General features: G+C 58.2%; 11 protein-coding genes. 9 read left to right on the forward strand and 2 right to left on the reverse strand.

The genetic code is table 11. The annotated features are described in order from the left end of the window. Nucleotides 1-466 precede the first annotated feature (466 nt). From B1C80_RS25355 to B1C80_RS25375, 5 genes are all read left to right on the forward strand, one after another. On the forward strand, nt 467-1,828 hold the full coding sequence (locus tag B1C80_RS25355) for an amidohydrolase family protein (RefSeq protein ID WP_077923994.1): 1,362 nt from the start codon (nt 467-469) through the stop codon (nt 1,826-1,828). Between the two features lie 509 nt (nt 1,829-2,337). Further along, entirely contained in the window at nt 2,338-3,051 is a 714-nt protein-coding gene (locus B1C80_RS25360) for a membrane or secreted protein (RefSeq protein ID WP_077923995.1), read from the forward strand. A 103-nt stretch (nt 3,052-3,154) separates the two neighbouring features. Beyond that, nucleotides 3,155-4,483 carry a DEAD/DEAH box helicase gene (locus B1C80_RS25365; RefSeq protein WP_077923996.1) on the forward strand — a complete coding sequence of 443 codons (1,329 nt, stop codon included), beginning with the start codon at nt 3,155-3,157 and terminating at the stop codon, nt 4,481-4,483. A 13-nt stretch (nt 4,484-4,496) separates the two neighbouring features. Beyond that, nucleotides 4,497-5,639, forward strand: coding sequence for a DEAD/DEAH box helicase (locus B1C80_RS25370; protein ID WP_077923997.1), 1,143 nt, complete (start codon nt 4,497-4,499; stop codon nt 5,637-5,639). A gap of 112 nt (nt 5,640-5,751) precedes the next feature. Then, a complete protein-coding gene (locus B1C80_RS25375) occupies nt 5,752-7,554 on the forward strand; it encodes a peptidase (RefSeq protein ID WP_077923998.1) in 1,803 nt (600 codons plus the stop codon). A 279-nt stretch (nt 7,555-7,833) separates the two neighbouring features. On the opposite strand, the gene B1C80_RS25380 is transcribed toward B1C80_RS25375, so the two are convergent. Next, nucleotides 7,834-8,544, reverse strand: coding sequence for a pseudouridine synthase (locus tag B1C80_RS25380; RefSeq protein WP_201723591.1), 711 nt, complete (start codon nt 8,542-8,544; stop codon nt 7,834-7,836). Further along, nucleotides 8,541-9,140 (reverse strand): DinB family protein, encoded by a 600-nt coding sequence (locus tag B1C80_RS25385; protein ID WP_236648923.1) that lies wholly within the window; start codon nt 9,138-9,140, stop codon nt 8,541-8,543. Before B1C80_RS25385 ends, B1C80_RS25380 begins: the two co-directional genes overlap by 4 nt. 236 nt (nt 9,141-9,376) lie before the next feature. Here B1C80_RS25385 and B1C80_RS25390 point away from each other — a divergent pair, with 236 nt between their 5' ends. The 4 genes from B1C80_RS25390 (at nt 9,377) to B1C80_RS25405 (ending at nt 13,674) form a co-directional block, all read left to right on the forward strand. Further along, nucleotides 9,377-10,378 carry a ScyD/ScyE family protein gene (locus B1C80_RS25390; protein WP_077923999.1) on the forward strand — a complete coding sequence of 334 codons (1,002 nt, stop codon included), beginning with the start codon at nt 9,377-9,379 and terminating at the stop codon, nt 10,376-10,378. Between the two features lie 96 nt (nt 10,379-10,474). Continuing rightward, complete coding sequence (locus B1C80_RS25395) at nt 10,475-11,365, forward strand: alpha/beta hydrolase (protein ID WP_077924133.1); 891 nt, start codon at nt 10,475-10,477, stop codon at nt 11,363-11,365. An 84-nt stretch (nt 11,366-11,449) separates the two neighbouring features. Next, nucleotides 11,450-12,823: a glycoside hydrolase family 105 protein gene (locus B1C80_RS25400; RefSeq protein ID WP_077924000.1), complete on the forward strand. Its 1,374-nt coding sequence runs from the start codon at nt 11,450-11,452 to the stop codon at nt 12,821-12,823. Between the two features lie 134 nt (nt 12,824-12,957). Continuing rightward, nucleotides 12,958-13,674 (forward strand): SDR family oxidoreductase, encoded by a 717-nt coding sequence (locus B1C80_RS25405; RefSeq protein WP_077924001.1) that lies wholly within the window; start codon nt 12,958-12,960, stop codon nt 13,672-13,674. The last annotated feature ends 42 nt before the right edge of the window (nt 13,675-13,716 follow it).

Genomic DNA, 13,716 nt, shown 5'->3' on the forward strand with positions numbered 1-13,716 from the left:
CGGGCCGATCAGGCTATCATGGAGGCCGACAGGACAGCCTGATCGGCCCAGCGTATCATTAGCCAAAATCCGAACGGGCCCAAATAGGTTCATACACCCGACGGGTTGGTTCGGCAACGTGCTGATGCGCGGGATATATTTTTTTAGCGGTCAAGCGAGTAGACCTCTGGATAAGGGTTTGGTAACCGAGTTGAAAGAAGTAAGCTTTTTTTTCGTGATTAGCTACCGGAAGCAGGCCGGATAACTTAGGGGGCGGGGTAACCGGCTTCCCCAGACCATCTCCTGGCAACTCGACGAGTTCCTGGCTAGTCTACGCGAGAGGAGTGCTTATTTTGCCGGCCCGCCCGTTGTTGATTACTACGAATGAACGTTCAGGTTGCCTGATTGGCAGGCTGATCATTGCCGCTAACCCCTGATCCCGGCAGGCATCAGGGTTACTTTTATCCGGTCCTGTTTCTTTATGCCTATGCTACGCTTCCTTTTTTTTATCCTCACGGTTCTGCCTGCTGCCGGGTTAGCGCAGGAGGTGATCAGCAATCGCCAGCGCGACATTGTGTTCAGGTCAGTTCATGTGATTCCGATGGATCGGGAACGGGTGCTGACTAACCAGACGGTCGTTGTCCGTAACGGCCGGATCACGGCCATGGGGAACAACGGCAGCGTGAAGGTGGCTCCCGGGGCGCTGATCATTGATGCGGCCGGTAAGTACCTGACGCCCGGCTGGGCGGAGATGCACGCCCACGTTCCGCCCATCGATAACCTGGAGCCGATGAAAGAGGTGCTGACGCTGTACCTGGCCAACGGCATCACGACGATACGCGGCATGCTCGGCCATCCCAGACACCTCGAACTGCGCCGGATGATCAATAGCGGTGACGTGCTGGGACCGCACTTCTATGCGACAGGTCCCTCGTTTAACGGACAGACCGTAAAAACCGCCGGGCGCGGGGCCGAAATGGTACGGGAGCAGAAAGCCGCCGGGTACGACTATCTGAAGCTACACCCCGGTCTGACCAAAGAAACCTTTCCGGCCATTGCCCGAACTGCGCAGGAGGTGGGTATTCCGTTTGTCGGTCATGTTTCGTTCAATGTCGGTGTTTGGCGGGCCATTGACGCGCGGTACTCCTCGATCGATCATCTGGATGGATTCATTGAAGCCATCACGCCGGGGAGCGATACCCTGGCCGAACCCGAAACGGGACTATTTGGCTCCTGGATAGCCTGGCAGGCCGATGCCGCCCGCATTCCGAAACTCGTCCATGCGCTTCGTGACCAGAAAATAAGGGTGGTGCCGACGCAGGCGCTGGCCGAGCGATGGCTTTCCCCCAAACCCGCCGAAGCTTTCACCGGCGATCCGGAGATGAAATACATGAAGCCTCAGGACGTGCAGAACTGGGTCAACGCCAAGACCAGCTATACGAGCAACCCGAACTTCTCGAAAGAACACGCTGAAAAGCTGATCGACATCCGCCGGAAGCTCATCTACGCCTGCCAGAAAAACGGGGTCGAGCTGTTGCTGGGATCCGACGCGCCCCAGATTTTCAACGTGCCCGGTTTCTCCATCCACCATGAAATGAACTACATGGTCGATGCCGGACTTACGCCCTACGAGACGCTGCGGACGGGTACGGTCAACGTGGCCTCGTACCTGAACAAACCGGACTCGGGCGTTATCAAAACCGGAAACGTGTCGGACCTGGTCCTGCTGAGCGGTAACCCCCTGGCCGATATTACCCAGACCCGCAACATCGAAGGGGTTATGATCGGTACGAACTGGCTATCCAAAGCCTACCTACAGCAGGCCCTCAAAAAGCTGGAAAAGCAGTAATCGGGTACGGGGTTCTCGGTTTCTCCTGTATTGATGTTTCCCCGGCATGAATGCCGGATCTATTCATTGACCGAACCGGGCCGGATTTGGATGGAGCACGACCCATGACTAGCCCCGGCATTCATGCTGGGGGAATGATTGATTCTCGGATTCTCCGGCATAAATGCCGGAGCTATTCATTGACTGAACCGGGCCGGATTTGAATGGAGCACGACCCATGACTAGCCCCGGCATTTATGCTGGGGGAGTGATTGATTTTCGGATTCTCCGGCATAAATGCGGGAGCTATTCATTGACTGAACCGGGCCGGATTTGAATGGAGCACGACCCATGACTAGCCCCGGCATTCATGCCGGGGGAGTGATTGATTTTCGGATTCTCCGGCATAAATGCCGGAGCTAGTCATTGACCGAACCGGGCCGGATTCACATGGAGCACGACCCATGACTAGCCCCGGCATTCATGCCGGGGAAAATAATGCCAAGGAAATAAACAAAGTAAACCCTCTTATGAAAACGCTTCTGATTAGCTTCGCCATCATGGCCAGCGGATTTCTGCTGGCCACCCGCCCGGCCCGCACCGACCTGGATGGCGCCTGGAAACAGACCGGCTCTGCCAACGCAACGGTCATGCTGACCATCGTCGACAACTACCTGATGCAGACCACTTATGAAGCCAGCCGGTTTGTCAGTACCCGGGGCGGAGCCTGGCAGCGGTCGGGCGATAAGCTGAGCCTGTCGGTCGAGTTCGATACGGCCGACAGCAGCCGGGTGGGGCAGGTTGAGTCGTACTCGGTCATGCTAAAGAACGGGCAGTTGACGCTCAGCGGCCCGGCGGGTGTGCGGACGTTTGCGAACCTGGATCAGCCATCCGATAAAACACCATTGGCAGGCCTGTGGCGCATTACGGGGCGGGCCAACGACGCCGGACAAATCATGACCATGCAGCGGGGTGCGCGCAAAACCATCAAGCTGCTGACCGGCACCCGGTTTCAGTGGGCAGCCATCAACCCGCAAACGAAGCAGTTTTCCGGGACGGGTGGCGGGACTTATCGCTTCGCGGATGGGCAGTATACCGAAACCATCGATTTCTTCTCCCGCGATAACAGCCGCGTTGGCCGGTCGCTGACCTTCACCGATACCGTGTCCGGCAGCGAATGGCGGCATACTGGTCAGAGTTCTACCGGCGGTAAAGTCGACGAGGTCTGGACCCGCGAACCCTAGGACATGGGCCGGTGTTGCCCTGCCCGGAACGGGGTCTTTTTCATCGCCGGCCGGGCATTCGGCAGATTAGCCGTACCTTCGTGGTTTCGTTAGCACAAGAGCCATGACGTTTGAGGAACTGAATCTGAACAAGCCGCTGCTGCAGGCGGTTGCCGACCTCGGCTACACGACGCCCACCACCATTCAGCAGAATGTATTTTCGGTGGTTATGTCGGGACGCGACGTATGCGGTATTGCCCAGACCGGAACCGGTAAAACGGTGGCGTATCTACTACCCTGTCTGCGTCAGTTCCAGTTTACCCAGGATAAACAGCCGCAGGTGCTGATTCTGGTACCTACGCGCGAGCTGGTGGTGCAGGTGGTTGAAACCGTCAACAAGCTGACCGCCTACATGAACGTCGTAACGGTAGGCGTGTACGGGGGCGTTAACATGAAGCCGCAGATGGCCGAGGTGCAGAAAGGCGCCGACGTGCTGGTCGCCACACCGGGTCGGCTGGCCGATCTGCTCCTGAACGGTGCCGTCAAAACCAAGTCGATCCGGCGTATGGTGATCGATGAGGTCGATGAAATGCTGAACCTCGGGTTTCGGACCCAGCTGAAAAATATCCTGGACCTGCTTCCCCCCAAGCGGCAGAACCTGCTGTTCTCGGCCACCATCACCGGCGATGTGGAGCAGCTGATCCAGACCTATTTCAACAACCCCATCCGGGTAGAAGCGGCTCCGGTGGGTACTCCGCTGGAGAACATTCAGCAGACGGCCTATCTGGTTCCCAACTTTTATACCAAGGTCAACCTGCTCACCGATCTGCTCCGGCAGAAGGCCGACATGACCAGGGTAATGATCTTTGTGGCCACGAAAGCCCTGGCCGATCAGCTGCTTGACCAGATCGACGACGACTTTCCGGATCAGATCGGGGTTATCCACTCCAACAAGGCGCAGAATCAGCGCTTCGAGACCGTCAGGCGGTTTAAGGCCGGAACCTACCGCATCCTCATTGCGACCGACATCATTGCGCGTGGCCTCGACGTGGCCGAAGTATCGCACGTGATCAACTTCGACGTACCGGCCGAACCCGAGAGCTATATTCACCGGATTGGACGCACCGGCCGGGCCGACCAAACCGGTATTGCCATCACGTTCATTACGGAGAAAGAGAAACCCCAGCAGGCGGCTATCGAACAGCTGATGAACTACACCATTCCGATGCTGCCCTTACCCGACGACCTGGCCATTTCGGACGAGCTGACCGATGACGAACAGCCGAAGGTGTACATGAAGATCGTTGAGCCCAAAGCGCCCAAACGCGAGGATGTTGGCCCGGCCTTTCATGAGAAAGCGGCTAAGAATCAGAAGGTGAACGTCCGGCGCGACTATGCCGCCGAGAAACGGATCAAATACGGCCGACCCATCAAGCGGAGTGGGAAAAAGTAATCAAGCAACCTCTATGTCATTTTCATCGCTCGGCTTGTCCGACCCCCTGCTGAAGGCCGTTGCCGATCAGCAGTATACCAAACCTTACCCCGTTCAGCAGGAAGCTATCCCGGCCATTCTGCGCGGAAAAGATATTCTGGGCATCGCCAAAACCGGATCGGGTAAAACGGCCAGTTTCGTGCTGCCGATTCTGGAGCTGTTTCACCGCACAAAAACGGCCAAGAGCCAGTCGGCTACCGTGCTCGTGCTGGTACCCACTCGCGAGCTGGCCGTACAGGTGGCCGAGGTATTCGAGATGCTCGGTGCCCACCTGTTTCCCAAAGTGAAAACGGTAGCGGTATACGGGGGCGTGTCGATCAACCCACAGATGATTGCCGTTCACGGCGCCGAAATCGTGGTGGCTACGCCGGGGCGGCTTCTCGACCTGCTCAGCAGTAATGCGCTGCGTTTGTCGGGGGTAGAGGTGCTGGTGCTCGACGAAGCCGATAAAATGCTGGAGCTGGGTTTTGCGGAGGAGATGGACGCCATTTTTGCGCGACTGCCCAAAAACCGGCAAACCATCCTATTCTCGGCAACCCTGGGCGACGCCATTCAGGATATCAACACCAGCCTGCTGCGGAGCCCGACCAAAATCGAGATTGCCGAAGAGCCGCAGGACATCGACCAGATCCAACAGCTGGCGTACCGGGTCGATCCCGAACGGAAAGGGCCTCTGCTGCGCTACCTGATCAAAACGGGCCAGATGAAGCAGGTACTCGTGTTCGTATCCTCGACCCGAACGGCCGATAACGTGGTCGGGAAACTGAGCAAAAACGGCATCCAGGCCATGGCTATCCACGGCGACAAAACGCAGGGTGCCCGAACGGAAGCGCTGCGGCAGTTCAAGTCGGGTAAGCTGACGGTGCTGGTGGCTACAGACCTGATTGCGCGCGGTATCGATATTCAGTTTCTGCCCCATGTGATCAACTTCGAACTACCCCGCTCGCCCAAAGACTACATCCACCGGATCGGGCGTACGGGACGCGCCGAAGCCTCCGGAGAAGCGATCTCGCTCATAACCCCCGACGATGAGCACCACTTCAAAATTATCCAGAAAAAGATGGGAAAGCGGGTTGAGATACGCCCCACCGACGAACTGGATCTGATGGGGTACTAGTGTAGTCAACCAACCGCTTATCCTCGAATCATTCCGCCAAAAACGGCCCGGTTTCCGGGGTCGGCAAATTGCGGTAACTTGCTTCATCGTGTTTTCACCAGCTAGAAATTCTATGAAGCGTTTTGGATGGGCAGGCCTGTTGGCTGCTTTGTTGTTGGGCCAGGAAACGATGGCCGCCACTAAACCGGCGACTCCGCTGGTCTACGAAATCGATCTCACCAATCGCGCCGATGACCAGTTCAAGGTGACCCTGCGCGTAAACGGCCTCACCGCCGACAATGCTGTATACCAGTTTGCCGCCACCGCCCCGGGCACGTATCAGATCATGGACATTGGCCGGTACGTGCGCGCCTTCAAAGCGTTCGACAGCAAGGGCCGCGAACTGAAAACCGAGCAGGTATCTACCAACCAGTGGAAGTTTGCCGAGCCGCAGAACGTGCGAACCGTTCAGTACAGCATTGCCGAAACCTGGGATACGCCGGTTACCGAGCATAAGCCGTACAACATGTGCGGCACGTCCATCGAAAATGACCATGTGCTGATCAACGGACAGGGCGTATTCGGTTTCCCGACGGGTATGCAGGCGGCTCCGCTGGAGGTGAAACTCAACTACCCCGCCGACTGGAGCGTAGGAACGGCCCTGGACAAAAATGCCAGAGGTAACTTCGTAGCGGCCAGCTACGACCGCATCGTTGACTCGCCCATTCTGCTCGGTCGGCTAACAAAGGCTACCACGACCGTGGCCGGGGCGCAGATCGACGTCTATACCTACTCGAAGACGGACAAGATCAGGTCGGAACAGCTGCTGGGTAGTATGCAGGCTATGCTGAACGCGGCCGGTCAGTTTCTGAAGCAGCTGCCCGTAAAGCGATATACGTTCCTGTACCACTTCGAAGACGAGAGCTGGGGTGCCTGGGAGCATTCGTACAGCTCGGAGTACGTGCTCAAAGAAGATGAGTTCTCGAAGAAGGTGGGGGAGGAGGTTACCTCCATTGCAGCCCACGAGTTCTTCCACGTAGTAACCCCGCTCAATATCCACAGCGAACTGATCGAGCAGTTCAACTTCGTGACGCCGACGCCATCGGAGCATCTGTGGCTGTACGAAGGCGTAACCGAATGGGCCAGCAACGCGATGCAGCTGCGCGGCCAGATCATGGACCTGCCGACATACCTCGACCAGCAGAGTAAGAAAATCAGCATCGACAAACAGCTCGATACGACCTACACCCTGAGCCAGCTGGGCCTGACGTGCTTCACCGACGAAGGTCAGAAACAATATTTCAACATCTACAACCGGGGCGCCCTGGTAGCGGGGCTGCTCGACATTCGGCTGCTGGAGCTATCGAAGGGAACGCGTGGTCTGCGCGAGGTGGTCAACGAACTGGCTACAACCTATGGCCCCAACAAAGCGTTTCCGGAGAAAGAGTTCTTTGCCATCTTCACCCAGAAGACCTACCCCGAAATTGCCGACTTCTTCAACCGCTACGTCAAGGCCGCCGAGCCGCTGCCGTTTACCGAGTACTACGGTAAGCTGGGCATCAACTACAGTCCGGCGCTGGCAACGGGCCGCAAAACGGTGTCGCGCGGCTATGGCGTACGGCCGGTAGAGGGTAAGCTGATACTCAGCAAGCTTAGCGAGGCTGCCCTCAGAGCCGGTTTGCAGGAAAACGACGAGTGGATCGGCTACAACCGGCAGCCGCTGTCGATGGGCAACGCGGGGGCGGTTGTCGAACAGATGAGCCAGCTTACCCCGGCCGACAGTTACGAAATGACCATTCGCCGAAATGGGCAGGAGCTGACCATCAAAAACGCCATGGTCGAAATCGACGAGGTTAAACGGTTCGCGTTCCAGGTCAATCCCCAGGCCACGCCCGAACAGCTGAAGCTGCGCGAGATCTGGCAGAAGAATTTGTAATGCTTTACCGGTTCGTAGAGACACAACCCATTGCGTTTGACTGACGTCAGCAACAGACCCTTCGGCCAGGGGCTGTGGGGACACGGAGCCTGGGATAGGACTTTGGCTGACGCGTCTGAGACGCGATGGGTCGCGTCTCTACGGTCCGAAGGCTCGCGTTTCCAAACCGTAGTCCCTGTTTGCACCGGGACGCGCAGTCCGGGACGCGCAGTCCGACTCCTGCATCGCGGGCCGTGTCCTCGCGGGCCATTCATGCGTCAGCTATGCTATTCAGGCAGGTCATTCCGTACGGCCAAACAGGGTGGCCAGCATACGGGTGAACTCGGTTTGGAAAGGGGCGGTGATGTCGATGGGTTCGGCGGTGATGGGGTGCTCAAACCTGAGCTGCCGGGCGTGCAGCAGCATCGTATTCATCGCAAAATGTTCCAGAAAAAGCTTGTTCTGCTTGTTGCAGCCATGGGGCCGATCACCGATGATGGGGTGAAGAATGTGCGCCATATGTTTGCGCAGCTGGTGCATCCGGCCGGTGGTGGGGGTTAGCTCGACCAGCGAATACCGCGATGTGGCATGTTTCCCGGCGGCCAGCGGGATCTCCGTCCGACGAATCGTTTTCAGGTGCGTGACAGCCTCCTGCACCACCCCATCGTCGCGCCGGAGCGGGTAGTCGATGGTTTGCGCATCGTCGGTGAAACCCCGGACAATAGCAACGTAGGTTTTGTCGATAAGCCCGTCCATAAACCGTTGCTGCATGGCCGCGTTCATGGCCTCATCCAGCGCAAACAACAAGACGCCCCCTGTTTTCCGATCGAGCCGATGCACCGGGTAGACGCGCTGCCCCAGCTGGTCGCGTAGAAGCTGCACCGCAAACTCGCTGGCGTCGCTGGCAATGGGCGAGCGGTGGACCAGCAGCCCATGCGGTTTATTGATGGCTACCAGCTCGCTGGACTGGTACAGAATGGGCAGCAGCGCCCGGCTGGCTGGATCGATCATGCCGGAAAGTCGGGGCTGCTTTTGAGTTCGTCGATCTGTTTGCGATGCCGTTCCACGTGGGCCGACAGGAGCAGAACGGCCTGGTAGATGTCGAGCCACCCCAGGGCTATATGGCGGAAGTAGTGCGTTCGCAGGTCGTCTGTCTGGGCCTGTACGTAGGCAATGGCTATGTCGCGCTGCTGCTCAAAATCCAGCAGGGCCGCAGCGGTTGAGCCAAACCGCCCCGTCGGTATAAACGGATCGGGCGCCGGCAGCGTTACGGCGCGGCTGCGAACAGCCTTGATCACGTCGACATCGGATAGCCGCACCTCGGCCCGCCTGGCGGGGTCGGCTGGGTAACTCATCCCTTTCTGGATGCCGCCGAAGATACCTCGTTCAACCAACGCGATATGTTCGGTACACTCGGCTACTGACCAGCGATCGGGGGCCGGTTTGTAGGAAAGCTGCGCATCGGTCAGGCCTTCCAGCGACTGGCGCAGGCTGATGCGGGTGGCGTTGAGCGCGTCGAGGGCGTAGGCTCGCTGTTCATCGGTAACAGGCCCGCTGGCGGAGGTGGGTTGCAGGTTTTGCATGGGCTGATCGTCGTAAAGTAACAAAGGTACGGCAGGTTAAGGAGCCGATGGTCTGCGCGGTCAGAATCCGGCCTGGCCGCGGCCAACTGGCTGGTATCTATTTGTTGGTAATCAGTAAACTACCTATTAATAAATCATTGTACCGCTGCCTAACTAAAAAGAAGGGCGCCAATGAGCTGTTTCTAACTTTTGCCCGTATTCTCAATATCGCTGTTCTACGCTCATATCTTCTTTTTTTCCTTCCAAAAACAACCAAACGTATGCGTACCTCATTACTTGCTGCTCTTTCTGTATGCACACTACTTCTGCTCAACAGTTGTCAGGACCACCTGGTCCCCAGCGGCCCCAGCCGGTTACGGGTCGATGATGTGGCCACCCAGCTGGCCTTCCCGATCGGAATGTCGGCCGACAATCAGGGGCGTATCTGGGTTGCCGAAACGGCAGCCGGTATGGTATCCGTTATCATGCCCGGCGGCCAGAAATACCCCGTCATTACCGGGTTCAGCGTTAGCATCAGCCCCGAAAATACCCCCGATGGGCTCAACCACCTGCTGTACAAGGACGGGATGTTGTATATCCTGCATGGCATCGATGAGAAAATGTACATCGCCAATGTAGGGTCGTTCAAACCCGGCGACGCACCGGTTTCGTTCAACACGCTGAAGAGCGAAGCCATCGGTCAGTTTGTGCTCGATTACAAGTTCACCGACGATACGGAAGATTCGAACCTTTATAACCTGACGTTCGGACCCGACGGCGACCTGTTCATTGCCGATGCGGGTGCCAATGCCATCATCCGCCGGGCCAAAAACGGGGCGCTGAGCGTTTTTGCTACGCTGCCGGGTCTGCCCAATCCAACACAGGTAGGACCTCCTGTCATCCAGGCGGTACCAACCGGTATTACGTTCGATGGCAAGCGGTTCCTGGTCTCCACCCTGTCGGGTTTTCCATTTCCGGTGGGTAAAGCCCGTGTGTTCCAGATCGATGTGGCCGGTAACGTATCGCTCTATCAGGATGGCTTCACGAGCCTGGTCGATGTGCTGTTTGCGCCCGACCAGAACCCGCTTATTCTGGAGATTGCCCAGTTTGGTCCCCAGGGGCTGACGCCCAAAACCGGAAAACTGATTCGGTCAGTGAATGGACAGGCCACCACGTTGCTGGAAGGCCTGAACCTGCCAACCGATATCGAGCTGGGAAATGCGGCCAATACCTACTACATCAACAGCCTGGCCGACGGCAAAATACAGAAGATCACTTACTAGCGGGTTGAACCCAAACGGGCCCGACTGCGTATGTACAACAGCCGCGTTTCTACAACAGAAGCGCGGCTGTTATCGTATACTGACTCCCACCGGATTATGCTGATCCCCCGTTTGCTCTGGCTGGTGCCGGCGCTGCTGCTTACCCTGGCGCTGGTGCTGCTCGTCGCCAGCGAATACGCTACCGCCCGCGCCAGCCGCCGAACCAAAGATGTTGCTTATGTGGCCGCAACGGCCCCTGATTTCGATGCGGCCCGGCATCGGCTCGATGTGTATGCGCCGAGGACAACATCATCGACTTTGCGGCCGGTGGTGGTGTTCATCCACGGCGGAAGCTGGAACAGTGGCAGCAAAAACCTGTACAGTTTCGTGGGTAGGCGGCTGGCCAAACAGGGGGTAGTGGCGGTGGTGATCAACTACCGGCTTTCGCCCGGCGTTCGGGTGCCCGATATGGCTGCCGATTGTGCCCGCGCCGTCGACTGGACCGCGCGGCACATTGCCGACTACGGGGGCGACCCGAACCGGCTGTTTACCATGGGGCACTCAGCCGGGGCCGGACTGGCGGCCCTGCTGGCCGTAAAAGATGAGCTGTTTGCCGGGTTGGGCCGGTCAACGAATCCCGTTAAAGGGGCCATTCTCGATGACCCGGCCGGTCTCGATATGTTTGATTACCTGACGAAGCTGGAATACCCCAACGACGAGCAGTACCTGATTCCGTTCGGTAAAGACCCGGCCGTCTGGCGGGCGGTATCGCCGATGTACCACGTCCGGGCTGGAAATCCGCCTATGCTGCTGTTTGTGGGTGGCGAAACGTATCCGAGCATTACCAGCAGCAGCCGTCGGTTTCACGAGCGGCTGCAGGCGCTGGGTATCCGACACGAGTATACTACCCTGCCCGGTAAGAAGCACGTAGGCATGGTAACGCAGCTGTACTGGAAAAACAACGTGATCTACCAGAGTCTGCTTCGGTTTGTCGGAGTTAAACCGTAGAGCGGCGGGCGCGGGCGGCACAGTAGCCGCAGCCCGACGGGGTCTTTTGACGGCAGCGTACCTGTTTTCCGTACAGACACTTCTATGCCCGAATCTCCTGCTTTTCTTCGCGCTGCCCTGACCGTATGCTGGGCCGCTACCGCTTCGCTGTCGTCGGGGCAGTCGACTCCGCCCAAAGCCAACGACTCGACCACGCCCCTGCATCTGCTCCAGCCCGATTATCCCGTTCCGTATGGTCAGCCCGCCGTTGCCGACGTAACGAAGGTGCTGGATCGGGTCTATACCTACCTGGCCGGTGTGACGCCGATGGAGGTCATCGACAAGCAGACCAGCCAGCCCATTACCAGCTTCGGTACGTTCAACCCCAACGCGGTGCTGAAACCCGGCGATTTCCGGCTGACCAGCTACGAATGGGGCGTTACCTACGCGGGTATGCTGCTGGCTTCCGAAGCCACCGGCGATCCGCGCTATGCCGAGTATACCAACCAGCGGCTGGCGTTTCTGGTCAACCTGATTCCGTACTTCCGCGAGCAGGTGCGGGCTAACCCGCAGGCCAACACCTCGCTGCGGCCCATGCTGGCACCCCATGCCCTCGACGATGCGGGCGCCATGGCCGCGGCCATGATCAAAGCCACCCGAACCGGTCGCGTCAAAGCTGACCTGCGCCCGCAGATCGACACCTATCTGTCGTATATCCAGACCAGAGAACACCGCCTGGCCGACGGAACCCTGGCCCGTAATCGCCCACAACCCAACACCCTCTGGCTCGACGATCTGTTCATGAGCGTGCCGGCCCTGGCGCAGATGGGGAAGCTGACGGGCAACGGAGCCTACTACGACGAAGCCGTAAAGCAGGTTCTGCAATTCTCGAACCGGATGTTCAACCGTCAGAAAGGACTTTACATGCACGGCTGGGTCGAAGGCATGAGCGTTCACCCGGAGTTTCACTGGGCGCGGGCCAACGGCTGGGCGGTCATGACGGCGGTTGAACTGCTGGACGTATTACCCGAAACCCACCCAGGCCGGGCGGCTGTGCTCGACCTGCTGCGAACCCACGTACGGGGGCTGGCCGCCTGCCAGTCGGGTTCGGGGTTCTGGCACCAGCTGCTCGACCGGACCGATTCGTATCTGGAAACCTCGGCTACCGCAATCTATGTGTACTCAATGGCCCGGGCCATTAACCGGGGCTGGATCGATCCGCTGGCCTACGCACCGGTCGTTCTGCTGGGCTGGAACGCTGTGGCGACTAAAGTAACGGAAAAAGGACAGGTGGCGGGAACGTGCGTTGGTACGGGTATGGGCTTCGATCCGGCGTTTTATTACCATCGGCCGATCAACCTGTACGCGGCCCATGGCTACGGTCCGGTGCTGCTGGCCGGCGCGGAGGTGATTCATCTCCTGAAAAAGCAGCAGTTCGAGATCAACGACAGCTCACTACAGCTGACGCAAAAGCGGTAGAGCAGACCAGGCAGCCTGTCGCGCGTGTGGGAGCAATCGGTTGTCAGCGATGCCGACCCGGGTTTTCCGGTAAAACCTTCGGGATTGATACGCGGTTATCGGCAGAGATAGTTTTCATTATTTCGATTCAATTCATGGCAGATCACATCAGAACCGCGCTGATTACGGGTGGTTCAAAAGGTATTGGGTACGGCGTGGCCGAAGTACTCATCAAACAGGGCATCAAGGTGGCCATCACAAGCCGGGCGTCGGTGGCGGCCGAGCTGGCAGCGGCCAAACTGAACGAGATCAGGCCCGACCACGCGCTGGGGCTGGCGGCCGACGTGCGCGACCTGGCGTCGCAGCAGCGCGCGGTCGACACGATCGTTCAGCAGTGGGAGCGACTCGATTACGTCATTGCCAACGCGGGCGTAGGGCATTTTGCGCCGATTCAGGAGCTGACGCCCGACCAGTGGCGCGAAACCATCGATATCAACCTGACCGGCGTCTTCAACACTGCCAAGGCCACCATTGCTGAACTGAAAAAGACTCAGGGCTACTTTATCTCGATTGCCAGCCTGGCCGGGGCCAATTTCTTCGAGAAAGGATCGGCCTATAACGCCAGTAAATTCGGGCTGGTGGGCTTTACGCAGGCCATCATGCTCGACTTGCGCGGAGAAGGCATCAAGGTGTCGACGATCATGCCCGGCTCGGTGGCCACGGAGTTTGCCGACCACCAGCCCAGCGATGCCGATGCCTGGAAAATACAGCCCGAAGATATCGGCAACATCGTCTATGACCTGCTGAAAATGCATCCCCGTACGCTGCCCAGCAAGGTAGAAGTACGCCCCTCGCGACCGGGTGGCAAATAAGTGACAAAAAAATAGCCAGGAGTACCTAACGAGTTGACTTCT

The sequence above is a fragment of the Spirosoma sp. 209 genome, assembly GCF_002006735.1.
Lineage (GTDB): Bacteria > Bacteroidota > Bacteroidia > Cytophagales > Spirosomataceae > Spirosoma > Spirosoma sordidisoli.

Excerpts from the sequence above, each read along its gene's own strand:
- B1C80_RS25355 (WP_077923994.1), top strand. The coding sequence starts at position 467 with ATGCTACGCTTCCTTTTTTTTATCCTCACGGTTCTGCCTGCTGCCGGG.
- B1C80_RS25360 (WP_077923995.1), top strand. The coding sequence starts at position 2,338 with ATGAAAACGCTTCTGATTAGCTTCGCCATCATGGCCAGCGGATTTCTG.
- B1C80_RS25365 (WP_077923996.1), top strand. The coding sequence starts at position 3,155 with ATGACGTTTGAGGAACTGAATCTGAACAAGCCGCTGCTGCAGGCGGTT.
- B1C80_RS25370 (WP_077923997.1), top strand. The coding sequence starts at position 4,497 with ATGTCATTTTCATCGCTCGGCTTGTCCGACCCCCTGCTGAAGGCCGTT.
- B1C80_RS25375 (WP_077923998.1), top strand. The coding sequence starts at position 5,752 with ATGAAGCGTTTTGGATGGGCAGGCCTGTTGGCTGCTTTGTTGTTGGGC.
- B1C80_RS25380 (WP_201723591.1), bottom strand. The coding sequence starts at position 8,544 with ATGATCGATCCAGCCAGCCGGGCGCTGCTGCCCATTCTGTACCAGTCC.
- B1C80_RS25390 (WP_077923999.1), top strand. The coding sequence starts at position 9,377 with ATGCGTACCTCATTACTTGCTGCTCTTTCTGTATGCACACTACTTCTG.
- B1C80_RS25395 (WP_077924133.1), top strand. The coding sequence starts at position 10,475 with ATGCTGATCCCCCGTTTGCTCTGGCTGGTGCCGGCGCTGCTGCTTACC.
- B1C80_RS25400 (WP_077924000.1), top strand. The coding sequence starts at position 11,450 with ATGCCCGAATCTCCTGCTTTTCTTCGCGCTGCCCTGACCGTATGCTGG.
- B1C80_RS25405 (WP_077924001.1), top strand. The coding sequence starts at position 12,958 with ATGGCAGATCACATCAGAACCGCGCTGATTACGGGTGGTTCAAAAGGT.